Raw genomic sequence first — 26,555 nt, 5'->3', positions numbered from 1 at the left:
ACGGCGACGTGACACTCGACGTGAGCCGTCAGGTCTATCAATTCGCAGTCTGAACAGGCCCGCATTCGCGCGGCCGATCATTTGGAATGGCATTATGAAAATTGGATTTGTAGGACTTGGCTCGATGGGCGCAGCGATCGCGAAGAACCTGATCGACGCCGGGCACGACGTGCAGGTTTTCAATCGTAGTCCAGCCCGCGCCGAACCATTGCGCGAAGCGGGGGCGAGTGTCGCGTCGAGTCCCGCGCAGGCGGCGCTGGGGGCCGACGTAGTCTTCACGATGGTGGCCGACGATTCCGCGCACGCAGCGGTCACGTTCGGCGAGGCGGGCATCGCCACCGCACTGAAGCCGGGTGCGCTGCACATCTCGATGAGCACGATCAGTGTCGCCGCCGCGCAGGATCACGCTGCGAAGTACCGTGAAGCGGGTCTTGCCTTCGTGTCCGCGCCGGTGTTCGGCCGGCCCGATGCCGCGGCGGCGCGCAAGCTGTTCATCATGGCGGCCGGCGCGCACGAGCACCTCAAGGTTGCCGTGCCGCTTCTCGAAACGCTTGGGCAGTCGGTCGGCATTGTCGGCGAGGATCCTTCGCAGGCGAACCTGGTGAAGCTGATCGGCAATTTCATGCTGTCCGTGATCATCGAAACGCTGGGCGAAGCCTGTGCCGTAGCGGGCAAGGCCGGCATCGATCCGATGCGTCTGGTCGAGCTGCTGACGAGTGCAAACTTCAATGCGCCGCCATACAAAATCTACGGCCCGCTGATTGCGTCGCAGCAATTCCAGCCGCCTGGCTTCTCGTTGCCGCTCGGCCAGAAGGACAACCGCCTGATGCTGGCAGCCGCTGAGGCACTGGGCGTTCCGCTGCCGCTCGCAAGTCTCGTCCACGACCGGTTCCTGACGTTGCGCTCGCAAGGAATCGGCGCTGAACATGACTGGTCGGCGGTGGCACTTTGTGCGCTGTCCGACGCCGGCTTGAGCAACGCGCTTCACGGCGGCTGAGCGCAATGGGCACAATGCCGCTCGCCAGGAGCGGCATTTCACATGCCGACCAGCGCGCGAGTGGGGATATCGAGCACGAGCGGATCCAACGTGCTATCCCAGGCTCAGCTACGGCCCATATTCGGCTCCGCCGTCGTGGTCGCGCGGTTTCGAGCCTGACACCTCGCACGACCTGTATCAGAGAGTGGTCAGTGGCGATCTCGATGCCGCGGTCGTCGCACGGCCACCATTCAATCTGCCGAGAAGTTGCGACTGGCACACGTTCAGGGAAGAGCCGCTCGTGCTCCTGAGCCTGCCGCGATGAAGGTGACGGATCCGCACGTCACATTGCAGACGGAACCGTTTCTCCGTTACGACCGCAATGTTGTCGGTGGGCAACTCGCCGAGAGCTACCTTCGGCAACATTGCATTACGCCGCATCAACGCTGCGAGCTCGACGGGCTCGGTGCGGATCCGGTTGATCCAGGCCTTCTTGCAAGTGGCCTCGGAATTCGATTGTGGCTAAGCGGCACAGTGCCGTTGCAAATTTATCGTAAATGCAACCTCGCCGATATCGCTATAGAATTGACGCGACCCAACCGTGAATGTCGATGATTCGCGAGTCAGCAGGGCCGTTTCGCAACTCTCTAGTCGATACACCTTCAATGTCCCATAGCACTCGCCGGCCCACGGGCCGCGTTTCTTTTGGTCGGCGTCACCTGAGCAAGGAGATGCTGCTCCCAATGACGAGGCGAGCTGCCTCTGATATCTCGCTCGCAAATCACCTTGCGCTTGCGGTCTGCCGCAAAGGGCAAGGAAACGCTCATCTGATCAGTGAGCTGAACAGAGCCGTCTATCTGACGTACTACTTACAAGAGGCCGGATTCGGTAATGCATCTGTCGATTTGTATCGGCGCGCCGAGGCCGCATTGGATCAAGCTGCTGGCAGGGCACAGTGTGACGGCGTGTGGCAAGTCAGTGCGGAGGTCGCGAGTATGCTTGAGGAAATTCTCGCCATTCACGATCAGCAACTGACGGCGGCTGCGACCAGACACGTGATCGAGGCCAAAGCGCGGTTTGCCAGGTCGAACAGAAGCAACCACCGTTCGCCGGTTTCGGAAGACGCACGGCCGACTGATCGCCACGACGACTCCGGGTTCAACGTTTCCGCGACCGCCAACAGGTTGCAATAGTCCGGACAGGGAACGCGCTCCGAAATAGCCAACAATTCGGGGCTGCCGTTCCCGCGCCGTGTAGCGGCGGTCAATTCGCGCTGGGTGCCGTTGCCGCTGCTGTAGCGACGAGTGCCGGCGCCGCAGCCGCTTGAGCCAGTTCGTCGCTTGACCATCCACCGCCGAGCGCATGCAGGAGTTGCACGTTCGCACTCAACTGGCGCGTCTGGATATCGAGCACGCTGCGTTGCGCTTCGAGTGCGACCGTCTGTGCCTGCACGACATCGAGGTAGCCCACCACGCCCTGGCGATATTGACGCAACGCGAGGTCGACCGAGTACTGTGCGGCGTTGGCTGCGTCCCGTTGCTCACCCAACGCAGTACCGAGATACGACAGCAGGGCAAGGTTGTCTTCAACCTGCTGGAATGCAGACAGTACGACGCCGCGGTAGCGTTCTCCCGCTTCTTCGGTTGCCGCCTTGGCGGAATCGAGTTGCGCACGACGGTACCCGCCGTCGAACACGTACTGCACGAGCTGCGGGCCGACGGCCCAGAACAGATTGGGCGCGCTAACGAGGCCGGCGTAGGCTGCGCTTTGCACACCGCCCTGCAAGCTCAGCATGATGTCCGGGAAGTAGGCCGCCCGCGCGACGCCAATCTTTGCGTTGGCCTCGGCCACCCGGCGTTCCGCCGCAGCGACGTCGGGCCGGCGCTGCAGCAGCGTCGACGGCAGGCCGGTGGGAATCGCCGGCAACGCGATGGCGGCGGTCTGGGGCGGCAGGCTGAATTCGGACGCAGAGGTTCCGACCAGGACCGCGATCGCGTGTTCAAGCAGAGCCCGTTGCGCCAGGTTCTGCGACAGCTGCGACTTCGCTGACGAAAGTTGCGTTTGCGCTCGGGAAACGTCGAGGCCCGACACGATTCCACTGTTATGCAAAGTTTGCGTGAGTTGCAGGGCCTTCGTATACGCCACGACAGTTTCGTTCAACAGCTCGGTTTGCTGGTCGAGGCCGCGCAAGCGGAGGCAACTGTCCGCGAGTTCGACCTGCAGGCTCAGCCTGACCGAGGCCAGATCGGCCTGGGTCGCCTGCGCCTCGTCCTTGCCGGCCACCACGGAGTCGCGCACACGCCCCCAAAGGTCGAGGTCATAGTTGATTTCGCCGCCAAGCGTGACGGAGTTGTAGTCGTTCGGGCCGCCCACGCGCAACGGCCGGTTGTCGGACTGGCGCTCACGCAGCGGCACGGCGCTCACACTGACCGACGGGTACAGTCCCGACTCGACCTGCGCCACGAAAGCCTGCGCTTGCTCATAGTGTGCGTACGCCGCGCGCAAGTCGGTGTTGTTGGCCAGCAGACGCGCTTCGAGATCGTCGAGTTGCGCGTCGCCATACATCTTCCACCAGCCGTTGCGGTCTATCCGGTCGGCGGGCTGTGCCGTGGTCCACGGGCCGACCGTCTTGTATTGCGCCGCGATCGGCGTCGGCGGGACGTGATATTGCGGCGCGAACGAGCAGGCGCAGAGCGCGACGACGCTCGCGAGAAGCGCCGGAAGTCCATACTTAACCATGTGCAGCTGCCTTCTTGTCGGTCGCCGTCGCCACCTCCACGCTGTCGCCGTCGGCGAGTCCGTCGGGCGGTGTATCGATCACGCGATCGGTTGCGGCGAGCCCTGAGCCGATCTCCACCGAGTCGCCCAGGTCGCGATTGATCTTCACCTGTTTGAACAGCACGTGACCGTTCGCGCCAAGCGTGGCGACCACGACGCCGCGGCTATCGAAGACGAGCGCGCTGGCCGGTACACGGACCGAATCGGCGGAGGCGGGCAACGAGAATTTCAGGCTGGCGAAGCCGCCCGGCAGCAGCTTGCCGTTGGCGTTGTCGACCAGTAGTTGAACCAGCGTCGTTCCCGAACTCGAATTGACCGAGTCTGCCGCCGCCACCACGCGCGCGGTGAACTGCTGGTCGGGATACTCCGGGACGGTCAGGTTGGCGGTCGTGCCGTCGTGTATCGCTGGTGCGTAGTTCTGCGGCACCTGGACATACACGCGTAACTGCTTGACGTCGGAGACCGCGAACAGCTCCTGTCCGACCCCGCCGCTGCCGGCGTTGACCAACGCGCCGACGTCGGTGTCGCGGGCGGTCACCACGCCGTCGAATGGCGCGACGATGCGCGCGAAAGCCTTGGTCGCGACGAGGCGGTCCACGTTGGCCTTCGCGGCCGCGACGATCGCTTCCTTGGCGGCGTAATCGGCCGTGCGCTGATCGACATCCTGCTGGGCGACGGAATCGGTGCCGCTTAGCGCTTCCCAGCGCTTCGCAGTCGTACCCGCAACCAAAGCATTCGCCTGTGCACTCTGGAGATCCGCGCGCGCTTGCAATAGTTGCTGGTCGAGCTCGGGCGTTTCGATTTCGGCGAGTACCTGGCCCGCTTTGACCGGCGCGCCGATATCGACATTCCATGATTTCAGATAGCCGCTGACCTGCGCGAAAATCGGCGCCCGTGTAAACGCTTCGAGGCGGCCGGGCAGTTGCAGCGAGGGGCCGTTTGCGTCGCGCAAGGGCTGGATCACGTTGACGGTCGGCACGGCCTGGGCGTCAGTCCAGGTTTTTAGTTTGCGGGCATCGGCGGCTCGCAGCGTGAGACCGGCGACGACGATGCCTAAGACGACCAGCAGGCCGACCACGCCTGCTACCAGAAGCGGGCGGCGCGACGGTGTATCAGTGGGAAAAGTAGATTCAGACGACATGAGCAGGACCTCCCGAGACGGATGCCGGGGTAGCCGCGCGCCCGGGGCGCGCGTGAACGATACAGAAAATGACGGGGACGAGGAACAGCGAAGCGGTGGTGGCAAACAGCAGACCGCCGATCACCGCGCGGCCAAGTGGCGCGTTTTGCTCGCCGCCTTCGCCTAAGGCAAGCGCCATCGGCATCATGCCGATGATCATGGAGAGCGCGGTCATGAGCACGGGGCGAAAACGCGTAAAGCCCGCTTCGAGCGCGGCCTTGAATGGGTCGCCGTGGACGGCAAAACGTTCGCGGCAGAAACTGACGACCAGAATCGAGTTGGCCGTCGCCACCCCCATGCACATGATCGCACCGGTCAATGCAGGTACCGAGAGCGTCGTGTGGGTCGCGAACAGCATCCAGACGATACCTGCCAACGCGGCAGGCAACGCGGTCACGATCACGAACGGATCGGCCCACGACTGGAAATTGACCACGATCAGCAGATAGATCAACACGACCGCACCAAGCAGGCCGAACAACATGCCGGCAAAGGCGCTGTTCATCGTCTGGACCTGGCCCAGCAGCGCAACGGCGGAGCCCTTGGGCAAGGTGCCGGCGTTGTCGTGCACGATGCGCTGGATATCGGATGCCACCGCGCCGAGGTCGCGGCCCTGGGTGGTCGCGAAGATCTCGACGATGGGCTGGATGTTGTACTGGCTGACAACCTCATTGCTGCTGGTGCGCTCGACTGTCGCCAGACCACCGAGGATCTGGGCGGTGCTTCCGCCGCTGGCCGTGATCGGCAGATTTTGCAGGGCGGCGAGCGAATCGAGGCTGTATTGCGGCGTTTGCATCACGATCGGATAAGAGACGCCGTTCGCGTTGTTCAGCCAGAACGTGGGCGCGACCTGGCTGGAACCCGCGAGGTTCACCACCATACTGTTCGTCACGTCACGCTCGGTGATGCCGAGCAATTGCGCGCGCGTACGGTCGACATCGACGTTGAAGGTCGGGTTGCCGTGCGACTGCTCGATCCGCGCATCGACCACGCCCGGCACATCGCGAACCTGGCGCAGCAGACGGTCCGCATACGCGTAGTTGGCGTTCAGGTTATTGCCGCGAATCTGCAGGTCGATCGGCGCCGGCGAACCGAAGTTCAGGATCTGACTGATGATGTCCGCTGGCGGGAACGAAAACGTGACGCCCGGGAATTCTCGCGGCAATCTCTCGCGCATGACGCGAACATACTCGTCGGTTGGACGATGGCCTTCGTTCAGCGCGATCTGGATGTCACCGTCCTGCGAGCCGACCGTACCGGTGTTGTTGTACGCGGTATTGATGCCGCTGACCGGCAGACCCATGTTGTCGACCACGGTGCCGAGATCCGCGGGCGGAATGATCTGGCGGATCGCGCCTTCGACATTCGCAAAGATCTGCGCGGTCTTTTCAACCCGAACGCCGACCGGTGCGCGCACATGCATCAGGATTTGTCCGGAATCGACGGAAGGGAAGAAGTTGCGGCCGAGGAACGGCACCAGCGCGAAGGAGAGGGCGACAAAGCCGAGGAAGCCGCTGACGAACGGACGCCGGTGGGTCAGCGCGAGTTCGAGCAACCTGCGGTAGGCGCTGCGCACCTTTTCAAAGCGCGCTTCGAAGCCGCGCTGGAAACGCCCGAGCGGACCGGGGCGCTTCGTGTCCTCGGCGTGCTCGTCGTGCACATGCTGTTTCAGCAGGTATTTCGCCATCGTCGGCACAAGTGTTCTCGACAGGATGAACGACGAGATCATCGCGAAGATCACCGCTTCAGCCATCGGCACGAACAGGAAGCGCGCGACGCCGTTCAGGAAGAACATCGGTACGAACACGATGCAGATACAGAGCAGCGAGACGAACGCCGGCGTGACGATCTGCGCGGCGCCGTCGAGAATAGCCGTCTCCACCTCCTTGCCATGCTCGAGGTGCCAGTTGATGTTTTCGATGGTCACCGTGGCGTCGTCGACCAGAATCCCTACCGCTAACGCGAGACCGCCGAGCGTCATGATGTTCAACGTCTCGCCGAGCGCGGACAGCGTGGCGATGGAGCCAAGGATGGCGAGCGGGATCGAGGTTGCGATGATGATCGTCGAGCGCCAACTGCCAAGGAACAGCAGGATCATCAGGCTCGTCAACACGGCCGCGATCACGCCCTCGCGCGCCACGCCGGTGATCGCCGCACGCACGAACAGCGACTGGTCGCCGATGGGCTCGATCTGCAGGTTATCGGGCCATGACGCCTTGCCTGCAGCAATCCGCTGCTTGATGCCGGAAATGATGCCGAGCGTCGACACTGAACCGTTCTTAAGCACCGACATCAGTACCGAACGCCGGCCGTCCACGTGCACGATATTGGTCTGCGGCGGGCTGCCATCGCGCACGTTCGCAATGTCACGAATATAGACCGTGGTGCCGTTGGCCGCCTTGACCGGCAGATCGCCCAACGCTTTGATTTGCGACGGTGCATTGTTCAGTTGCAACGTGTACTCGTAGTCACCGATCTTTTCCGTGCCGACCGGCGTAATCAGGTTCTGGCCGGCGAGCGCATTGGCGACATCCTGTGCGGACAAGCCCCGCGCCTGGAGTGCCGCCGGGTCGACGTCGATTTGCACCTGACGTGTCTTGCCGCCGAACGGGTAAGGAATCGCTGCGCCTGCTACCGTCGTGAGAACCGGGCGCACTGCATTCAGGCCAAGGTCACCGAGATTCTGTTCGGAGAGTCCCTTGCCGGACAGCGCCAACTGGATGATCGGCACGGTCGACGCGTTGTAGTTCAGGATCAGAGGAGGCGTCGTACCTGCAGGCAACTGCCGCAATTGAGTTTGCGCAACCGAGGTCACCTGCGCGTTCGCCGTGCTGATATTCACGCCCGGCTGGAAGAAGATCTTGATGATCCCGAAGCCGGCGACCGATTCCGCCTCGATATGCTCGACGTCGTTCACCGTGGTCGTCAGCGTGCGTTCGAATGGCGAGGTGATGCGGCCGACCATCTGGTCCGGGGGCAGACCCGTGTACTGCCACACGACGCTGATCACGGGAATCCTGATATCCGGAAAGATATCGGTTGGCGTCCTCATCGCGGACAAAGGACCGATGATGAGAATGAAGATCGCCAGGACTACGAAGGTGTAGGGTCGCCGAAGGGCGATACGGACTAGGCCGAGCATGAGAATTCCAGAGCTTGGGGTAAAACGTAAGAGTGTCCTGGCGGAGGCTAGTGCGGCGTGCGGTGGCGCGCAGCCGCGTGCTTGTACTTGCCACAAGCACAAGACGCACTTGAGCTGACGGCATATTCGACCGTGACGGAATACTGGATAGGGCTACGCATAATCTGCATTTCTTGAGAATTGCTCTGCTGCTTACGATCAGTCAAAAAGCTTGCGTGCATCTTTCAATTGCCCGGCGTTTGGAAGAGAAAGACATGCGCAACGAAGAGGGTCGCCTTGGGCCACGTGCCGATGTGCTGCAACGCAACTCAAGCGCGAATGTACACAAAGCTCGGCATTCCTGCTGAAGGACAAATAAGAAGTCAGGCACGTATGAATGCGGGGTGAGTCCATTTCTCTTTACCCGCAAATGCCGGGAATACCTTGTCATTGTTGGGCAGAGGGATGTGTGTCAAGAACCGGACACAGGCGTGCGAGCGCCGTTTCCTGCGAAGGCTAAACCGTCAGCGTTTTTTATTACCGATTGTTCGAGAGGTCCACATGTGCTCTGGACACCATTTGCTAACCGGCATTCAAAGAGCTGACTTCGATTCTGGAGATGAGGTCTTCACGTCACCGCCACATCATTCAAGATGAACGTCACGGTAAAAGTGATGTTTTGCACAAAACAGTTGTGCGGAAAACATGTGGACTAGAAAGCGGTTTTTCACGCCCGGAGTCGGTCCTCGATTGGCGTAGAGCGATGCTTTCAATTGCATGCCGATCTCCCTTTCTCTTCTGAAATGTCCAGGGTCGATGTTGCCTGCGGGCCGCATAAATTTGCTGGATTGAAGATTCAGTAATGGATAAGGGCCGAAGGAAAGTTTGGCTACGCGCGTGAGCTGGGCATGGACACGGTGGGCTTCCTGATGATGAGCCACATGACGACGCCGAGGAATCTGGCAGGCGAGGTAAAGAAGATGGAAAGCTACGGGGCGACCTGCATCTACGTAGTGGACTCGGGTGGCGCGCTGAACATGAACGACGTGCGTGACCGGTTCCGCGCGCTCAAGGCAGTGTTGAAACCGGAGACACACACGGGTATGCACTCGCACCACAACCCACAATGATGGTCTCCCGATCGAAATGGCGTCCACCGAACAACTTCTCCAGACTCTTCAGCTTGCTCGTCGCGGGTCATCCGTTCGTTTTGCTCCGATAACTCCAACCGATCCGCCGACCCTATTTGCAACAGAGCCACGTCACCTTGGTCCACCGAATGCGAAGCTCCCGAGAAATGTACTCAAATGTACTCTCGCGCGGCGCCTTCAACGCGATTGCCACAAATCCCGTACACTCGGACGCGGCCGCGGTAGCGCGTCGATCTGTGGTTCAGCAGCACATGCTGCGTTACGCTGGACGCCACCGCGTGGACCGCTCTCTCACGGAAACTTCAAGCATGGGAAACAGCCAATCTACCAGCATTACTCTTCAACAAAGCCGGGTCGTTGTGGCCGGGGGCACGTCAGGAATTGGCTTTGCCGTAGCCGAAGCTGCGGCGCGTTCCGGAGCCGAAGTCATCATCGCCTCGAGCAGGCCGGAGCGCGTCGCTGCCGCACTTGAGCGCCTACCTCGAGGCACGCGCGGCGAGTCACTCGACTTTACCGACGAGGGGCAAGTGCGCGCGTTTTTTGCACGCATCGGTGAGCTAGACCACCTCGTCTACACCGCCGGGGAGTCGTTGTTCCTGCAAACCCTTGCTGAACTCGACATCGAAGCCGCGCAGCGGGCCTTCGAGGTGCGCTATTGGGGGGCGCTCAAGGCCGTCAAATATGCGGCCCCGCTCATTCGCGAGAACGGCTCCATCACCCTTACGAGTGGAGTGGCCTCGTCGCGTCCACTGCCTACGTGGGCAATCCCGGCCAGTATCCTGGGGGCGATCGAATCACTCACACGGACACTAGCCGTCGAGCTTGCGCCGCTCCGCGTGAATGCCGTGGCACCTGGCGTCTTGCGTACCGCGCTGTGGGACAACATGAGCAAAGCCGATCGCGAGAGTCTCTACGACCATATCTCCGGGAAGATTCCGGTACGGCGGGTTGGGGAGGCGAGCGACGTCGCGCAAACGTATCTTTACCTGATGCAGCAGGGCTTTAGCACAGGGCAAGTCATTGTTGTCGACGGCGGTCACGTGCTCGTTTAGCTGTCCTGGAGGGCAAAAAACATGGGTTTCGATTTCAACGGTAAACGTGTCGTCATCGCGGGGGGCTCGCGCGGTATTGGCCGCAGCATCGCGCTCGGGTTCGCGCAGGCAGGCGCCGCCGTGTCCGTCTGTGCACGCAACCTGGAAGGATTGAAAGCGGTCGAGGCCGAACTGGCCGTCTATGACCGTCCGGTCCATACCGCACCTTGCGATCTCGCTGACGGCGAGGCGATCACCGCTTACATTGCGACGGCCGGCAACGCGCTCGGCGGTATCGACATTTTGATTAACAACGCATCCGGTTTCGGAGGTGGGGATACCGAAGCCGGCTGGGAGGCCGGCATCCAGGTCGACCTCATGGCAACGGTGCGAGCGGGTCATGCCGCGCTTCCATTCCTGCGGCAGTCGGCCAACGCCGCCATCGTCAATGTGACGTCCATCTCAGCGCTGCGTCCGTCGACACGCACCCAGTCTTACGCGGCGATCAAGGCAGCGGTCGTGCACTACACAGCTTCCCATGCATTGACACTCGCGCCGGACCGGATCCGTGTCAACTCGGTTGCGCCTGGCTCGATCGAGTTTCCCGGTGGAGCGTGGGAGCAGCGCAAGACTTCCGATCCCGAGCTGTATGAGCGGATACTGCGTTCGGTTCCGTTCGGCCGGCTCGGGACGCCCGCGGAGGTCGCGAGTGCGGTGCTGTTTCTCGCCAGCTCGCACGCGGGTTGGATCACCGGGCAGACCTTGGTGGTCGATGGCGGCCAGGTGTTGATGTAAGCACCAATTTGCACGCGGGGACAGGCACAGGCACGGGTTTGCCGCGCAATGCAACATCCGTGCTGCGGTCAACACAAGCGATCGACATGAAGGCATAGCCGGGCGGGTACTGCGAACTTGCGGGCTATCGCTTCCCGCCCGATGTGATTAGCTGTGCGGCGTGGTTGTACTACCGTTTCCCGCTCAGCCTGCGCATGGTCGAGCAACTGCTGGCCGCACGCGGCATTCAGCTTACATACGAGACGGTGCTGCGCTGGTCGGTGAAGTTCGGGCTGGATGGCGCCGGGCGCAGGTTTGCGCAAGTTTGTGGGCCACGGCCTTGAGCGCGACGATCCGGTTGGTCGCGCGCTACATGCGTTCATAGAAACGCCGTGCCGGCGCGCATTGCCTCAATGCAAAGTTCGTCGCCTCGATGGACGCTCACGCGAGGTATGCATTGCCGTCGCGGGTGTTGCCTTCGCCTTTCTCCCCGCCGTTGCTTTGCCCTACGCTATCGACGCAGCGACAGTACGAACTGAACTGCCCCACGCTGGCAAACCGTGCCACCGTTCCGGTCTCCAGCATGATCACCGTCGCAAGTACTTCACCAACGCCGGGCACGTCTTTAGCAGTCGGTAGCCGATAGTCGGCGCGTCGCGCTTGATCGCCGCAACGTATGCCAGGTGCACGCGGTATCAGGCTCCCGCAGACCATCTACCAGCCGGTACCAGTTGTAAGTCGATTCCACGACCACGCCCGCAAGGTCTCCATAGTGAGGTTCGAGCGCCGCGACGATTGCACCGGGCTCATTCGACGGGCGACGTTACAGTGCGATCCGGTCTTCGGCATCACTGACCACTACCACACTGTTGTTCGAGCGCAGGGCTATTTCCGCAGAACTTCATGTCGGCCTCCGCCAGGGCAAAGGGTTTGCTTCACCTTGACTCTACCTCTGCGTCTCTCGCCGCGAGGTTCTGGCCCGCTCCTCGTCGGCGATTCGCTGTATGCCAACTCCTTCATCCCCGTACAAGCATTTGTGCGCGCTGGGACAAGTCCGCGGAATTTCGTTCACATACTCTCGCGCTGGTGCGATGCAACAAGGCGTACATGGTGTGGGCCATTGGCATCTGCCGCTTCAGGGGGTTCAGGGATGTATACCAATCTTGTCGATCATGGGCATCGAGTGCGGCGCGCAGGCGGTTTTGCCCGCCATTGGCGCGAGCTGGTTCTTGGCGCCGTCAGTCTGCTGGCGCTGCTGCTGTCGGGTCACGCACAGGCTGCCGCGCCCGCGCCTGCCGAATGCGCGGCGCTACAGGCGAAATACCCGCAATTCAAGGGCAAGACGCTGATCAACGCGATCAATCCGCACACGCCGGGCTATGAAGCGCTGGACCCGAATGACCCGAGTAAATATATCGGCTTCGACATCGACCTCGGCGACGCGATTGGCAACTGCCTCGGCTTCAAGATTGCGTACAAGCCGGTCTCGTTTGCGGCGCTGCTGCCGACGCTGCAAAGCGGCCAGGCGGACATCGTGATCTCCGACATGTATGCGACCGAAGAGCGCGCGAAGGCGGCGGACTTCATCACCTATTCGAAGGTGTTCGACGGCGTGCTCGTCGCGAAGGGCAATCCGAAGAAGATCAGCGGCATCAACCCGACGATGTGCGGCACGACTGCCGCCGAGAACACCGGCTACGTCGAAGTGCCGTTGATCCAGAATCTTGCGCCGGCCTGCAAGGCGGCGAACAAGCCGGAAGCCGCCGTGCAGCTGTATGACAACAACGCGAACGCGATCCAGGCGATTCTCGCGGGCCGCGCCGACACGTATATCAACGACGTGAACACGGTGGACCAGGCAGTCAAGGCGTATCCGAACCAACTCGAAAAGGCCAGTGCGGTGACGCTGCCGTATTCGATCGGTATCGGCGTACCGAAAACCAACCCGGCAATACGCGCAGCCGTGATGGCAGCGCTTGTCGCGATCCAGAAGGCCGGCATCCAGACCGACTTGCTAAAGAAGTGGTCGCTCGGCGTTGAAAACCTCGAAACCCCCAAGCTGGTTGCCTTGAACTGATGAATTTGTTTCTGCACTATCTCGGCCTGCCGTATCTGCTAAGCGGCATCGGTTTTACGATCGCGGTCACGGCCCTCGGGCTGGCGGGCGGTCTGATCGTGGGACTGGTGCTCGCGAGCATGCAACTGAGCAAGGTGGGGCCGCTCGCCGCGATCGCGCGAGGCTACACGGTGATTTTTCGCGGGACGCCGCTTATCCTGCAACTCGTGTTCGCGTACGACGCGTTGCCGCACATCGGCTTGAAGTTGAGCGCGATGGGCGCAGCGGGTCTCGCGCTCGCGGCGAACGAGGGGCCGTTCATCGCGGAGATCCTGCGCGCGGGCGTGCTCGGTGTCGACCGTGGGCAACTGCTCGCGGGGCAGGCGCTCGGCATGACGCCGACCGTGCTGCTGCGCCGCGTGATCGCGCCGCAGGCGATCCGCACGATGATACCGGCGTTCGGGAACGAATCGGTCAGCGCGTTGAAGAACTCGTCGCTGGCATCCGTGATCGCCGTCGACGAACTGACCTTGCGCAGCACCCAGCTCGCGTCGTCGACGTTCGATTTCTTTTCGATCTTCTTCGCGTCCGGGCTGATGTATCTCGTGCTGACCGGCGTGATCGCCGCGATTCAGTTGTTCGCCGAAACGTCGCTCGATCTCGATCGCAGCCCGTCTGGACGCTTTGCACGGCTGCTGCCGTGGCGCCGTGCCCGAATTGCGGCGAACCCACCCGGCGCGGGCGCGACACTTCCCGCCGATGCGTTGCTCGAACCGGCGCCGTCGCCCGTGCCAATGCCTAACGCGCGTGACGTTCGGCGTGATGTTCACGCAGAGCGCGCGCAGCGCTACGCGACGCTCCAGAAGCAGAGCGCGACCGTGCAGGTGAAGGGGCTGAGCAAGCGTTACGGTGAGCAGACGGTGCTCGACGGCTTCGACCTCACCGTCCGCTACGGCGAGGTTATCGCGCTGCTCGGGCCGAGCGGATCGGGCAAAAGCACGCTGCTGCGCTGTATCAATCACCTGGAGCAGTGGGATTCGGGGGAAATCCGCATCGGCGGTAAGCGCCTCGGTTTTCGAGTCGATGGTCAGCCGATGACGCAGGCCGATATCGCCAATGAGCGTGCGAGTGCTGGCGTCGGTATGGTGTTCCAGCATTTCAATCTGTTCAGCCATCTGACGGCGTGCGAGAACATCGCGGGGCCGCTGCGCTGGGTGCACGGCATGGCGCCTGCCGATGCCGAGCGCCGGGCGCGTGAACTGCTCGAACGCGTTGGCCTCAGTCATCGCGCCGACGCGTTGCCGCGCCATCTATCCGGCGGCCAACAGCAACGCGTCGCGATCGCCCGCGCGCTTGCGCCCAATCCTCGCGTGCTCCTGCTCGACGAACCGACGTCCGCGCTCGATCCCGAACTCGTCGGCGAAGTACTCGACGTGATCCAGCGCCTCGTGGACGAAGGCGGTCTGACGATGATCATCTCAACGCATCAGTTGCGCTTCGCCGATCAGGTCGCCGATCGCGTCGTGTTCATGAGCGGCGGCGCGGTGGTCGAACAGGGGCCTGCGCACGAAGTGCTCACACACCCGCGCGATCCGTTGACGGCGCGATTCCTGAGCGTGATGGGCGCCGACAATCGGCTCGAAGTCGCGTCGTGACGGCACGTGCCGTTCAGCTTTGCCCGGCCCTTTGCGCCGGGCGCTTTGCGAGAATCGAACAACCATGAAGCACCACACTTTGCCTGTGTCGCCTGAAACGGTTCATTGGGGTTACTTCAGCAAGAAAGTCGCGCCCGCGTTATCGGTGCGCTCCGGCGACCGGATCACGATCGAGACGCTGACTCACCATGCGAACGACGATCACGAACGGATGGTAGCGGGCGACCCCGGCGCCGAAAGTATCTTTAACTGGACCCGCGAGCACAAGGCCATGCCGCGCCGTGGCGCGGGGCCAACCGATGGACCGTTTACAGTCGGTTCCGGCGAAGGTGTCGGCGTGCATCTGCTGACCGGGCCGGTCGCGATCGAAGGGGCCGAGCCCGGCGACGTGCTCGAAGTGCGGATACTCGACGTACGGCCGCGGCCGAGCTGCAATGCGTGTTATCGCGGCCGCTGTTTCGGTTCGAACGTCGCCGCATCCTGGGGCTTCCAGTATCGCGATCTGATCGAGGAACCGAAGCCGCGTGAAGTCGTGACGATCTTCGAGCTCGACTCCTCGGGCGAGTCGTTCGCACGTGCGGTCTACAACTACGTGTGGACGCCGCAGACGGATCCGGACGGCATCGTGCATACGACGATCGACTACCCCGGCGTGAAGGTCGATCATTCGCTGGTCAAGAAGCGGGAGAGCATCCTGTCGAACGTGAAGGTACCCGCCCGGCTGCATTTCGGCACCATGGGACTTGCGCCGACGGAGGTCGACTACGTCAGCTCCAATCCACCCAGCTACACCGGCGGCAATATCGACGACTGGCGTGTCGGCAAGGGGGCGCGGATGTACTACCCGGTCGCTGTCGAAGGCGCATTTTTTTCCGTCGGCGATCCGCATGCGGCACAGGGTGACAGCGAGCTCGGCGGTACCGCCATCGAGACCTCGCTGACCGGAGACTTCGAATTCGTGCTGCACAAGAGGAACGACCTGGGGGGCACTATCCTCGAAGGCCTCACGCACCCAATGCTGGAAACCGAAGACCAATGGTCGGTGTACGGCTTCACCTTCGCGAATTACCTGGCGGAGCTCGGCCCGGCCGGACAGATCGAGGTGGCACAGCACGCGAGCCTCGACAAGGCGATGCGTGATGCGTTCCGCAAGCTGCGCCGCTTCCTGATGACCGTACACAGGCTGAGCGAGGACGAGGCCATCGCGCTGATGTCGGTCGCCGCGGATTTCGGCGTCACGCAAGTCGTCGATGGCAACTGGGGCGTGCATGGCTCGATCCGCAAGAACGTCTTCATTGGCGGCGCGGGGGGCTAAGCGTTCTCGTCCGGGCCGCGGGCGTTGCACATGGGCTGGCGTGCCGGATGTGCCAGCGCGAGGCGTAGGAGCTCTGCCGGGTGCGGACTCATACGACGCTTTTCTTTGTTCATGGAGTGACAGCAGATGGATTCATCAACGAAGTTCTGGATGGTGGAGGGCGCGCCTACCCCGGTCGGTCCCTTCTCGCATGCAACCGAACAAAACGGCTGGGTGTTTCTCACTGGCCAGATGCCGACATCACCGGACGATGACAGCGCACCGCTTCCAGAAGGTGTGGCCGCACAGACGACCCAGGTCATGAACAATCTGGTCCTCGTGTTAAAGGGGATCGGGCTTGGCCTCGAACATGTCCTCTCCGTGCGGATCTTTCTGACCGAGTTCAAACGAGATTACGCGACGATGAACGCGGTCTATGCTGCCTGTTTCCCGCCTGGGAAATTGCCGGCGCGGACCTGTATAGGCGTGACTGGATTGGCGCGCGACGCGCTCGTCGAAATTGACTTTATTGCTCGCAGGCCGAATTCAGCTGCCGCTTGATACTTGAATCGCCCCGGGAATCCCGTAGACTTTTTTGTTCGAGTCACGCGGCTGTGCGCAACGCCTGAAGTTGCGAATAATATGCGACTCTGGTCAATATGCAGTAAGACCGAAGTGCACACCGTTCCGCGCTGCCTATACGAACCTGTCGAGGGCCTGTACTCGGCATGAAGTGGAGATCCTGACTTGACTGACAATATTGCTCTCGCACCCGCGTATGTCCTGTCGCGGGAAATCGCGGCACGGCGTCTGTCGCCTGTGGACTTGATGGATGCGCTGCTCGCGCGTATCGCAACGCACGACCCGAAGCTGCACGCATTCGTGGAGGTTTATGCGCCAGAGGCGAGACTCGCCGCTGAGGCAGCGGATAAGGCGATTCGTTCGGGCCATGCGGTGGGACCTTGGCATGGTATCCCGGTGGCCATCAAAGACATCATCGACATCGAAGGACGGATCACGACAGGCGGCTCCGCGAGCCGGCTCGATCATCGCGCGACCGTAACGGCAACGGTCGTGCGTCGCCTGGTGAGCCAAGGGATGATTGTGCTTGGCAAAACGCACACGGTGGAATTCGCTTGTGGCGCGTGGGGGATGAACCAGCATCGAGGCACACCGTGGAATCCGTGGGACGCTGACGTGCCGCGCACGCCTGGAGGCTCGAGCAGCGGCTCCGCCGTCGCCGTCGCGGCCCGCCTCGCGCCTTGGGCGCTGGGTACCGATACCGGTTGCTCGATCCGCCAGCCCGCTGCGTGGTGCGGCATTACAGGGCTGAAAACGTCGATCGGTCGAATCAGCACGTATGGCATCCTGCCGCTCAGCCCCACTCTTGATACGCCCGGTCCGATGGCCCATACAGTTCGGGACGTGGCACTGCTTTTCGATCTCCTGCAGGGCCCCGACCCGCGCGATCATCGCACGAGCGGCCACCTGCCGGCCGATCCCATCTCGACGCTGGAGCATGGCGTCCGCGGTCTGCGGCTCGCGCGCCTTCCGTCCGAGGAAAGTTTGGGTGTCGCGGCCGATGTGCTGGACGCTTACGACCGCTCACTTGCAGTGCTGAGCGGGCTCGGCGCGGAGATCGTCGATATCGCTCTGCCGTTTAGCCTCGTTGAATTCATTTCAATGACCAACGTCACGATGGCGGAGGCGTATTTCACTCACGGGCATCTCGTCGAGGATCCGCGCCTGCCGCTCGACGAAGTGGTCCGCTCTCGCGTCCTTGGTGCATCCCGCATCTCGGCTCAGGATTATCTGGCAACGCTGCACCGCCGGGACCAGATGAAGCAGGGGATGAAAACCGCGTTGGCAGGGGTGGACGCGTTCTTGACACCGACAACGGAGACGGTGGCCATACCGCTCAGCGAGGTGAATCAAAACGACCAACCAACCCGCCTCACGCGCTTCGTCAACCTTCTCGATATGTGCGCGCTGTCGCTGCCAAACGGCTTTACCGCCGAGCGCTTGCCGAGCTCGCTGCAAATCGTTTGCCGTGGATATGATGAATCGCTGGCGCTGCGTATCGGTCAGGCTTATCAGCAGGTGACTGATTGGCATGAGCGCATACCGCCCGCGATCGGGCAATGAGCAGCGTGACCTACATGACCCGTTAATCACGGGCGCGAACAGACGGAGCGCCACTTCCGAAAAGTCGGACGACCACGCCCGCGCGCCCGAATCCGATCGGGTTGGGATCTGAGGTTTAACGGGCCCTATGGCCGGAGAGCCTTTATCGCATCACGTGTTTCAACCAGCAACGCTTCCGCGAGTCGCGTCAGAGGGCGGTCTTTCGAGGAAATCGCCCACGCGTCGATCGTGTTCTTCGGCCGAAACGGCAGCGCGACAATCGGCTGCTGACCGGTATGTGCGACGGCCGACAGTGCGTCGACCACCGCGACACCGGCGCCGGCGCCTACCAGCCTGCACGCGGTCTCCGAATAGCGTGTCTCGACAGCCACGCGGTACGGCACGCCGGCGTCGCGGAATGCCGCAGCAATTTGCGTGCTGACGCGCGCCAGACTCGACAGACCGATCAGCGGATACGGCTCGAGATCGGCCGGCACGACGCGTTTGCGCCGCGCAAGCGGATGTCCATGGGGCACGACGCAAACCATCTCGATCGACGCGATCTTCACCATCTTCAGCGACTGGTCAAGCTCGGGTTCGAGCGCCATCGCCAGGCCGAAATCGGCCGCCAGCGCTTCAACGCTTTCGATCACCTTGAATGAATCGACGACGTCGCAGAACACCTTTACGTCGGGTTTGCCGATCATGAAACGCTGAATTGCCTGCGGAAGTATCGAGTGCCCGAGCTGCGGCGTGGCGCTCACACGCACATGTCCGAGGCGGTTCTCCTTGATGTCCTCGACGGTCTGGTCGAGAGCCTCGGAATACATGAACATGGCTTCTGATGCGCTGAACAGCAGCTTAGCCTCCTCGCGCGGGACCAGCCGGTTTCCCACGCGATTGAAGAGCGGGAATCCAAGTTCCGATTCAAGTTGGCCGAGCGCAGTGCTGACAGCCGGCTGCGAGATCCCGAGCACACGGCTAGCACCGACCGTGGTCTGCGACGTCATGACGGTCCTGAAGATACCCAGCAGTCTCGTGTTCACAATAACCTTTTCTTATACGGTGTGAATAATTTTCAATAGTTGATTATTGTAAGGCCGCTTTTGATAATGCCAGTTATCGCATCCCGAAGACCGGATGCGCGCCGTAACGGCCCAACCCCCTCAGACCGAGACACCCCAATGAATAAAGTCGCAAGCGTCAACTTTTCCGGTGTCGAACAAACGGTCATGACAAAGGTGGCATGGAGAATTCTGCCTTTCCTGATGCTGCTTTATTTCGTCGCGTTCGTCGACCGGGTCAATATTGCCTTCGCGTCGCTGCAAATGAACGCGGACGTCGGGCTGTCGAGCGTTGCATACGGAATCGGGGCGAGTGCGTTTTTCGTCAGCTATTTTCTGTTCGAGGTGCCAAGCAACTTCATACTCTCGAAGGTCGGGCCAAGAAGATGGATCGCACGCATCCTGGTGACCTGGGGGCTGGTCTCCGGCGCCATGATGTTCGTGTCGGGCGAGAAGAGTTTCTATGTACTGCGCTTCCTGCTTGGCATGGCAGAAGCAGGCTTCTTCCCGGGCATTGTGGTTTACTTGAGCCGATGGTTCACCGCGAGTTACCGGGGACGGGTCACAGGCATTTTCATCGTTGCAATCCCACTGTCGGGCCTGATCGGCGGTCCGATTTCCGGGCTGATCCTCGACGGCATGAACGGCGTATCTGGCCTGCGCGGCTGGCAATGGATGTTTCTACTGGAAGCCATCCCCGCGGTTGTACTCGGCATCGGTTGTCTATGGTGGCTGGCCGATCACCCCGCGGACGTGACGTGGCTGAGCCCTGACGACAAGGACAGGTTGGAACGCATGCTCGAGAGCGAGCGTCGCGCACTCGACTCAGAGGCACGCTATCCGTTGTCAGCAGCGTTCGCGAACCGCGCTGTCTTGCTGCTGGCCGGCACGCTGTTTTGCATCGTATTTGGTACGACCGGCATCGCGTTCTTTTTGCCGCAGATCATCAAGAGTTTTGGCTATAGCAATACGACGGTTGGTTTTCTGAGCGCCGTACCGTATCTTGCTGGCGTGATTGCAATGGTGTCATGGGCGCGCCATTCCGATACCCATCGCGAACGCGTCGCGCATCTGGCCACGGCGACGCTGTTCGGTGCGCTCGGTTTCATTGCTCTCGCGTTCCTGTTGCCCGTGCACTGGGCCGCCATGATCGCTCTCTGCTTCGCGGCGATGGGCGTCTATGCTTCCAACGCGCTGCTATGGACACTGCCTTCCGAATTGATGACCGGCACAGCGGCAGCCGTGGCAATTGGCGTCATTAATTCATTGGCTAACCTGTCTGGTGTGATCGCACCCAGTCTGCTGGGATGGAGTCGTCAGGTCAGCGGTGGATTCGCTCTGCCGGCGTGGATTTTTGCGGGCTTTTTGGTCTTGGGAACCGTGCTAACGGTACTCTTTAGTCGCACACCGATGTTCACAACATCGCGACGTGCTTTAGGGAAGGCAGTTTGATATGACGACGGCAGGCGCAGCACCGTACATCGATGTAAAGCCATTAAGCGCGAACGCGTTCGAGGTCTATGGCGAAGTTCTCGAAAACAAGACCGAAAAGCGACGGCGCGATTTTTCAATGCCGTTTGCCGGACTCGACGCTGGCACTACGCCGCGTCTGTGGATTAACCGCTTGCAGCCGAGCCGCACTCGGTCTATCACCATCGATACGATGGAATGCCATCCGCACTCCCATCAGACCTTCATTCCGATGCGCGAGGTTCCATACCTGATCGCGGTTGCACTACCCGGCGAAGACGGCCTTCCCGACCTCGCCACGCTCTCCGCTTTTACCAGTGACGGCGGCCAGGGCGTGTGCTATCGACGCTCGGTCTGGCACTTCGCGTTTACGTCGCTCGACGACGTCAATGAGGTAGCGGTGATCATGGCGGACAGCGGCCGCAGCGATGACACCATCGTAACGAGACTGGCCGAGCCTGTTATGGTCGCGCTATAGAGCAGGAGCACGCAATGGACGGCAAATATGATCACCTGGAACGGAACTTCACCGGCTATGGACGCCGGCCGCCCCACCCCCGGTGGCCCAACGACGCCCGACTCGCAGTCAATATAGTCATCAACTATGAGGAAGGCGCGGAAGCGTCCTTCTCTGATGGCGACGGCCACTCTGAAAGTGGCCTGGGCGAAGGAGGGGCGGGCGGCTTCGAGGGCCGCGATCTCGCTGCCGAGTCGATGTTCGAGTATGGCAGCCGGGTGGGTATCTGGCGCGTACTGCGCCTGCTTGAGGAGCGCAGTTTGCCTGCCACCGCGTTCGCCTGCGCGCAGGCGCTGGAGCGCAATCCGGAATTCGCGCAGGTAATCCGCGATGGCGACATGGACGTGTGCAGTCACGGTCGGCGCTGGGTGAGGGCGCAAGATCTCACTGAAGAGCAGGAAGCGGAGGAAATCCGGCGTGCCTTCGAATCTATTACCCACTCCACGGGACGGCCACCAGCGGGTTGGTATTGCCGTTATGCGCCGACCGTTCATACTCGCAAGTTGCTGGTTGAGCATGGTGGATTCATTTACGATTCTGACGCGTACAACGACGAGCTCCCGTACTGGACGACGGTGCAACAGCAGCCGCATCTGGTGATTCCGTATAGCCTGACAAATAACGACGTCAAGTTCGCGCGCGGCGCGATGGCGACCGGGGAGGACTTCTACATGTTCGTCAACGACGCGGTCGAGATGCTGTGCCGCGAAGGCGCTCGAGCGCCGAAGATGATGTCTATCGGGCTGCACATGCGTTTGATCGGTCATCCTGGCCGTGCCGCGGGACTCGAGCGTTTGCTCGACAGCCTCGCGCGGCGGGAGGATGTGTGGATGTGCCGCCGCATCGATATCGCGAATCACTGGTTGCAGGAACATCCTTTTAGCGCGGCAGGGCGGAGTTGAGGAAAGTGCAGCGCGGCCAACTATTGACGATCCCGGAATGAAAATGGCAACCGATGCCTATTCCGTCGTCGAGATTTCCCGTCGAGTGCAAACGGGGGTGGACGATTCACTCGATGCAGCACGCCGTGCGCTTTCGGTCATTGCACGGCGAGAACGAGAGTTGAACGCTTGGTCGCATGTCGCGTCTGCGAGCGACCTCATTGACGCGTCCGCGCGGACCGCATCCGGTCCGCTGGCGGGGGTTCCATTCGGCGTGAAGGACATCATCGACGTGGCCGGCATGCCGACGCGATGCGGTTCCGAGGCCTGCAGCACTTCGCCCTCCCAATTCGATGCATCCTGCGTCGCCTTGTTACGGCGAGCCGGAGCGGTGCCGATCGGCAAGACGGTGACGGCCGAATTCGCTTATATGACGCCGGGACCCACGCGCAATCCGGCAAACCGCCAACATACGCCGGGAGGCTCATCGAGCGGCTCGGCCGCTGCCGTAGCTGCAGGCATGGTGCCAATGGCATTGGGCACGCAAACTGGCGGATCGATGATCCGGCCGGCTGCGTTTTGCGGTGTCGTCGGCTTCAAACCGAGTTTCGGGGCGCTCGGTCGCGACGGTATGAAGATAATGTGCGAGTCGCTGGATGTGATCGGCTGGTACTGCGCCGATGTGGCTGACGTGGCGCGGGTCGCGGAAGTCATGCTCCCCGATGCTCCACCTCAGCTGTACTCAACCGAACATATGCGGACGGTAAAGATCGGTTTTTTGCCGGGCAATCCCGGACATGTGCTGGAACACGCAGCACAGGCCGCTCTCGAAGATGCGAGGAGTGCGCTTCGCGATCTGACGGCGATCGAACCGGTTCCCGAATTAACGGACCCAGCCAGATTTCTCGAAGCGCATTCGGTGATCATGCGTTACGAACTGGCGCGCAGCCTCTTACCGGTGGCCTCTGAGCACGCAGCGCAACTGAGCCGGCCGTTGCGTGAGGCTATCGACCAAGGACTGGAGATGCCGGCGCAGACTTATCGCGAGATGAAGGCGTGGCAAGACACCCAGCGTTTGTGTTGGGCGGATTACTTCGGCGATGCGGACGTCGTCCTGACGTCGAGCGCTTTGGGTCCGGCTCCCAGAGGGCTCGAATCGACTGGAACCGCGGCCTTCAATAAAGCGTGGTCCCTACTGGGCTGGCCGTGCATCCATTTGCCCACTGCGTTGAGCGAGGATGGCCTGCCGGTCGGTGTGCAACTGGTCGGGAAGCCGGGTACGGACAGGGAGTTAATTGGCTGGGCACTCGCTCTGCACAAGTTTGTCGATCGGCGAAACCACGCCGATCGGTAGGCGTTCGTCCGGATCGTGGAAAGCGCGTGTGGTAGTGGTTCGCGCGCTCGACGCGCCCCTTGGCCCGACTGCTAGCCGCGCTGATCATTGCATCTTACCTGGAAAAAATACCGCGGCTAATGAGGCAATCAGCGCTCCTGCCACTGCGGTGCATCGCCAATTGGTCAGCAGCAGGGGCGAGACCAGAGCAGAGCCCAAGGCGCCGCCAAGGAAGAAGATGGCAATGTACAGACTGTTCAGGCGACTGCTGGCTGATTGGTCCAGCGCTAGTATGGTTCGCTGTGAAATGACGTGGGATGCCTGCACACCTGCGTCGATCATCAGCGCTCCTATGACCCATCCTGCCACCGAATCCAAGGTCCCCGCCACCGCGAACCCGCAGACGACAACCGAAATCGCACCCATGCGACCAATCCGTCCGAACCCATGGTCGGCGGCGTAGCCAGCGACAGGTGCCGACAATGCGCCGGCCGCCCCGACGAGCGCGAACAATGCCACTGCCGTCGAGTTGAACCCGAATCGGTGCATGAGGATGATTGGCGCAGTACCCCAAAAGAGGCTAAATGCCGCGAATAGGCATGCCTGGGCCGCCGAGAGTTGCCGTAGGGCTCGGTGCGTTCGCGTTAGCGAACGTAAAGATCCGATCAACGCCTTGTAGTCGTGCTTTGCGTCCGGTTGCCTAACTGGAAGCTGGCGACTGAGAAGAAACGTGAGCGCGACAAGAATGACGGCGTCGAGAATATATAGACCACGCCACCCCACGACGTTTTCAGCGACACTCGCGACAGGTCGCGCAAGCATGATGCCTGCGAGTAGTCCGCCAGTGATCTTGCCGACTACTCGACCTCGGGACGCATCGTCAGTCATGTGCGCCGCCAAAGGGATAAGCATCTGTACGGCGGTGGTTCCGACACCAAGAGAAAACGCGGCCACCAGGAGCAAAACAACATTGGTAGCGCCCGCCATCACAGTCAACGCGACGCAGAGTCCGGTAAGTGTCAACAAAACGAGTCGTCGATTTTCCAGGAGATCGCCGAGTGGGGCGAGAAGGACTAGTCCGACGCAGTAGCCGGCCTGGCTGAGTGTCATGACCAGACTTGCGCCCCAAAGCGGCAGTCCGACCTTGGGCCCGATGAAGACGATAAGAGGTTGTGCGAGGTAACTGCTGGCTGCGATAAGTCCGCATGCGAGCGCCATAAGCGCAGTCATCGCAAAGCCGATGCGGTGAGTTGAGGAACCGTGCGATTCCTCAATTGATAGATCTGTCGCCACTGTAACCCCCTGATTTGCGGCTGGGCGTTGACTACGTTTTGCTCAACCCCCAGCGGTCCGATTAACTAATCAACGGGTCGATTTTCCGAGGACTCCACCGAGCCAACAATATCGCGACTCTCATCTCATCAATGCCATCTTGTCATTTGTTCGGGCGGATAGGTAGCGGGAGACAGAAACCGATTTTCTGTCGACGTATCTTTGCCCAGTTACGCGACAAGCGCCTTCAGGACATCATCGAGAGGAATTTGGCCTTTGCGGTGCTCAATGCCAATACCGCCCTGGAAGTCAATCCAACCCTCGTTGAATCCATCGATCATCCGAATACGGGGCATTGGATATTGCATGCCTTGGGACCGGAACAGTGTTTCCCATGTATCGCGCGGCACCGGGACCATGCGCACAGGACGGCCGAGGGCGGCGCTGAACCCGGACGCGATGTCGTTTGCGCTATAGCGCGCAGGCCCCTCCAGTTCGACAATTCGCACGCCGGTCCATTCGTCACGAAGGATTTCTGCGGCGTTGCTTCCTATCTCATCAGCGGCCACCATCGGTATTGGATGGTCTTGCGGTTGCAGGAAGCAATGAATTGCCCCGGTGCGCGCCGCATCTACATCCCACGCCGCGTTTTCCATGAACCAGGCCGCACGGAGCATGCACACCGGGAGGTCCAGGGTGCGAAGCATCTCCTCGGTCATCTTGGAGTTATTGAGCAGGTTCGGTTCGGCGATGTGCGCACCAACTGTCGAAAGGAATACTACCTGTTTTGGCCGCGCAGTCTCCAGCGCTTTCTTGACTGCAACAGCGTTAGCCTGTGTTTCCGGGAAGCCAGGTTGGGGATCGTAGTTTGGAGGTGTCATCAAGAACACGCCGTCTGCACCGTCAAAAGCCTTCGTAAGTGCCTCGGCGTCGCCGATTTCCGCAAGAGCGATTTCGCAACCGAGCTCTGCCCATGGCTGACCCTTTGCGATGTCTCGGACAACGGCACGAACAGGCAGTCCTGCCTTCAAAAGCGTTCGGGCGACGACACCGCCGACTTTTCCTGTAATTCCTGTAATCGCGTACATTTGACTTAGTCCTTTAAACGGTATTAAACCTGTCAGGCGAATAGACCGCCCAATCTGGTATCCAAACAATTGGTTGATGGCGAATAACTTGGCAGAGCGTTGATTCGACGCATCGCTGCCTTCCGATGAAGTTTCTTGGAGCTTAAGTTGGACGACTTGGTAAATGAATATCCGTCACGTCAGAAGTGATATGACGCAATGTCATTAAAGATCACGAGTGGATTCAAGACTTGTGACAGTAGCAGGGCTGCGCATGCGGCATTTGGTACGTAGTAAAGCGTGCGGGCGATTTACTACATATAGTTCGGGCGGACGAAAGTCCAGCCTGAAAGCCGCCCGTCCGGCGAGGCAGAGTGTAGATACTTTCGCGCCGGACGGCATGTGGCTCAGCGATGCGCATAAATTGAACCGAGCCCTTTAACGACAGTGTGGCTGCCCGATTCCGTGCGGCTGTCCTGTACGCCGCCGAAACTGGTTTCGACGTTGGCATCGGTGTTGCGCTGTGCGCTAATCTTGGCCTCAGCGGCTTGAATGTCGTCCGGGTAGTGGGGATCGTTGGCGCGGCCAGGCGTGTAGCCGGCCTTTTCAAGCTGAACGAGTTCGGCGCGGACCTGGGCACGGGTTACAGTGGAAGCGGTTTCCTGGGCATGGCTCGCGATTGGAAAGACGAGGGCAGTTGCGACGACCAGGGTGAGTTGGCGGAAGTTCATGGCAAATCTCCTTCGGTTTGGGTTAAGAGAAGAACGTATGGTGTGGAATGGATTGTGGACAAAAGGAGATGAAACTGAAA

21 protein-coding genes and 3 pseudogenes are annotated in these 26,555 nt (G+C 61.1%); 15 read left to right on the top strand and 9 right to left on the bottom strand.

Annotation, left to right across the window (positions count from 1 at the left end; all coding sequences use genetic code 11):
• Positions 1-94: 94 nt before the first annotated feature.
• Both P0D80_RS30235 and P0D80_RS30230 read left to right on the top strand, forming a co-directional pair.
• A complete protein-coding gene (locus P0D80_RS30235) occupies positions 95-997 on the top strand; it encodes an NAD(P)-dependent oxidoreductase (protein WP_408289289.1) in 903 nt (300 codons plus the stop codon).
• Positions 998-1,719: 722 nt separating this feature from the next.
• On the top strand, positions 1,720-2,169 hold the full coding sequence (locus tag P0D80_RS30230) for a hypothetical protein (RefSeq protein WP_408289286.1): 450 nt from the start codon (positions 1,720-1,722) through the stop codon (positions 2,167-2,169).
• 70 nt (positions 2,170-2,239) lie between these two features.
• Here the strand turns inward: P0D80_RS30230 and P0D80_RS30225 are convergent, their stop codons facing one another.
• The 4 genes from P0D80_RS30225 to P0D80_RS30210 all read right to left on the bottom strand — a co-directional run bounded on the left by P0D80_RS30225 (position 2,240) and on the right by P0D80_RS30210 (position 8,996).
• Entirely contained in the window at positions 2,240-3,715 is a 1,476-nt protein-coding gene (locus P0D80_RS30225) for an efflux transporter outer membrane subunit (RefSeq protein WP_408179579.1), read from the bottom strand.
• The gene (locus tag P0D80_RS30220) at positions 3,708-4,895 is read right to left on the bottom strand and encodes an efflux RND transporter periplasmic adaptor subunit (protein ID WP_132379846.1); all 1,188 of its coding nucleotides are present in this window, start codon (positions 4,893-4,895) and stop codon (positions 3,708-3,710) included. Before P0D80_RS30220 ends, P0D80_RS30225 begins: the two co-directional genes overlap by 8 nt.
• A complete protein-coding gene (locus tag P0D80_RS30215; protein ID WP_408289281.1) occupies positions 4,885-8,076 on the bottom strand; it encodes an efflux RND transporter permease subunit in 3,192 nt (1,063 codons plus the stop codon). Before P0D80_RS30215 ends, P0D80_RS30220 begins: the two co-directional genes overlap by 11 nt.
• Before the next feature lie 623 nt (positions 8,077-8,699).
• Complete coding sequence (locus P0D80_RS30210) at positions 8,700-8,996, bottom strand: hypothetical protein (protein ID WP_408179581.1); 297 nt, start codon at positions 8,994-8,996, stop codon at positions 8,700-8,702.
• Here P0D80_RS30210 and P0D80_RS30205 point away from each other — a divergent pair.
• The 4 genes and pseudogenes from P0D80_RS30205 to P0D80_RS30190 all read left to right on the top strand — a co-directional run.
• A pseudogene (locus tag P0D80_RS30205) lies at positions 8,946-9,176 on the top strand (hydroxymethylglutaryl-CoA lyase-like TIM-barrel protein); the annotation flags it as partial. The gene P0D80_RS30210 and the pseudogene P0D80_RS30205 sit on opposite strands and share 51 nt — an antisense overlap.
• Positions 9,177-9,514: 338 nt before the next feature.
• The gene (locus tag P0D80_RS30200; RefSeq protein WP_408289277.1) at positions 9,515-10,258 is read left to right on the top strand and encodes an SDR family oxidoreductase; all 744 of its coding nucleotides are present in this window, start codon (positions 9,515-9,517) and stop codon (positions 10,256-10,258) included.
• A gap of 21 nt (positions 10,259-10,279) precedes the next feature.
• Positions 10,280-11,032 carry an SDR family NAD(P)-dependent oxidoreductase gene (locus tag P0D80_RS30195; RefSeq protein WP_408179583.1) on the top strand — a complete coding sequence of 251 codons (753 nt, stop codon included), beginning with the start codon at positions 10,280-10,282 and terminating at the stop codon, positions 11,030-11,032.
• A 143-nt stretch (positions 11,033-11,175) separates the two neighbouring features.
• A pseudogene (locus P0D80_RS30190) lies at positions 11,176-11,304 on the top strand (IS6 family transposase); the annotation flags it as partial.
• On the opposite strand, the pseudogene P0D80_RS51915 reads toward P0D80_RS30190, so the two are convergent.
• Positions 11,264-11,659 (bottom strand): annotated as a pseudogene (locus tag P0D80_RS51915) (transposase); the annotation flags it as partial. The pseudogenes P0D80_RS30190 and P0D80_RS51915 overlap by 41 nt on opposite strands.
• Before the next feature lie 502 nt (positions 11,660-12,161).
• Here P0D80_RS51915 and P0D80_RS30180 point away from each other — a divergent pair.
• The 5 genes from P0D80_RS30180 to P0D80_RS30160 all read left to right on the top strand — a co-directional run bounded on the left by P0D80_RS30180 (position 12,162) and on the right by P0D80_RS30160 (position 18,161).
• Positions 12,162-13,088 carry an ABC transporter substrate-binding protein gene (locus P0D80_RS30180; RefSeq protein ID WP_408289270.1) on the top strand — a complete coding sequence of 309 codons (927 nt, stop codon included), beginning with the start codon at positions 12,162-12,164 and terminating at the stop codon, positions 13,086-13,088.
• Complete coding sequence (locus P0D80_RS30175; RefSeq protein WP_132379902.1) at positions 13,088-14,722, top strand: amino acid ABC transporter permease/ATP-binding protein; 1,635 nt, start codon at positions 13,088-13,090, stop codon at positions 14,720-14,722. The genes P0D80_RS30180 and P0D80_RS30175 overlap by 1 nt, the downstream gene beginning before the upstream one ends.
• A 64-nt stretch (positions 14,723-14,786) precedes the next feature.
• Positions 14,787-16,037 carry an acetamidase/formamidase family protein gene (locus P0D80_RS30170; RefSeq protein WP_408289266.1) on the top strand — a complete coding sequence of 417 codons (1,251 nt, stop codon included), beginning with the start codon at positions 14,787-14,789 and terminating at the stop codon, positions 16,035-16,037.
• A 126-nt stretch (positions 16,038-16,163) separates the two neighbouring features.
• Positions 16,164-16,577, top strand: coding sequence for a RidA family protein (locus P0D80_RS30165; RefSeq protein ID WP_132379906.1), 414 nt, complete (start codon positions 16,164-16,166; stop codon positions 16,575-16,577).
• A 267-nt stretch (positions 16,578-16,844) separates the two neighbouring features.
• Entirely contained in the window at positions 16,845-18,161 is a 1,317-nt protein-coding gene (locus P0D80_RS30160) for an amidase (RefSeq protein ID WP_408289262.1), read from the top strand.
• A 125-nt stretch (positions 18,162-18,286) separates the two neighbouring features.
• On the opposite strand, the gene P0D80_RS30155 is transcribed toward P0D80_RS30160, so the two are convergent.
• Entirely contained in the window at positions 18,287-19,186 is a 900-nt protein-coding gene (locus P0D80_RS30155; protein WP_408179589.1) for a LysR family transcriptional regulator, read from the bottom strand.
• Between the two features lie 138 nt (positions 19,187-19,324).
• On the opposite strand from P0D80_RS30155, the gene P0D80_RS30150 reads away from it, so the two are divergent.
• The 4 genes from P0D80_RS30150 to P0D80_RS30135 are packed head-to-tail and all read left to right on the top strand — an operon-like array spanning position 19,325 to position 23,426.
• On the top strand, positions 19,325-20,656 hold the full coding sequence (locus tag P0D80_RS30150; RefSeq protein ID WP_408289258.1) for an MFS transporter: 1,332 nt from the start codon (positions 19,325-19,327) through the stop codon (positions 20,654-20,656).
• A 1-nt stretch (position 20,657) separates the two neighbouring features.
• Positions 20,658-21,152 (top strand): ureidoglycolate lyase, encoded by a 495-nt coding sequence (locus P0D80_RS30145; RefSeq protein WP_408289254.1) that lies wholly within the window; start codon positions 20,658-20,660, stop codon positions 21,150-21,152.
• A 14-nt stretch (positions 21,153-21,166) separates the two neighbouring features.
• Entirely contained in the window at positions 21,167-22,093 is a 927-nt protein-coding gene (locus tag P0D80_RS30140; protein WP_408179591.1) for a polysaccharide deacetylase family protein, read from the top strand.
• A gap of 43 nt (positions 22,094-22,136) precedes the next feature.
• A complete protein-coding gene (locus P0D80_RS30135; protein WP_408289250.1) occupies positions 22,137-23,426 on the top strand; it encodes an amidase in 1,290 nt (429 codons plus the stop codon).
• A gap of 84 nt (positions 23,427-23,510) precedes the next feature.
• Here the strand turns inward: P0D80_RS30135 and P0D80_RS30130 are convergent, their stop codons facing one another.
• The 3 genes from P0D80_RS30130 to P0D80_RS30120 all read right to left on the bottom strand — a co-directional run bounded on the left by P0D80_RS30130 (position 23,511) and on the right by P0D80_RS30120 (position 26,475).
• Positions 23,511-24,698: an MFS transporter gene (locus P0D80_RS30130; protein WP_408289247.1), complete on the bottom strand. Its 1,188-nt coding sequence runs from the start codon at positions 24,696-24,698 to the stop codon at positions 23,511-23,513.
• A gap of 209 nt (positions 24,699-24,907) precedes the next feature.
• A complete protein-coding gene (locus P0D80_RS30125) occupies positions 24,908-25,765 on the bottom strand; it encodes an NmrA family NAD(P)-binding protein (RefSeq protein ID WP_408289244.1) in 858 nt (285 codons plus the stop codon).
• A 386-nt stretch (positions 25,766-26,151) separates the two neighbouring features.
• Complete coding sequence (locus P0D80_RS30120; protein ID WP_408179595.1) at positions 26,152-26,475, bottom strand: DUF4148 domain-containing protein; 324 nt, start codon at positions 26,473-26,475, stop codon at positions 26,152-26,154.
• Between the last annotated feature and the right edge of the window lie 80 nt (positions 26,476-26,555).

This window comes from Paraburkholderia sp. RL17-373-BIF-A, from assembly GCF_046030175.1.
Taxonomy (GTDB): domain Bacteria; phylum Pseudomonadota; class Gammaproteobacteria; order Burkholderiales; family Burkholderiaceae; genus Paraburkholderia.
The sequence above is the reverse complement of the archived record's forward strand: the minus strand, read 5'-3'. Positions and strand labels throughout refer to the sequence as shown.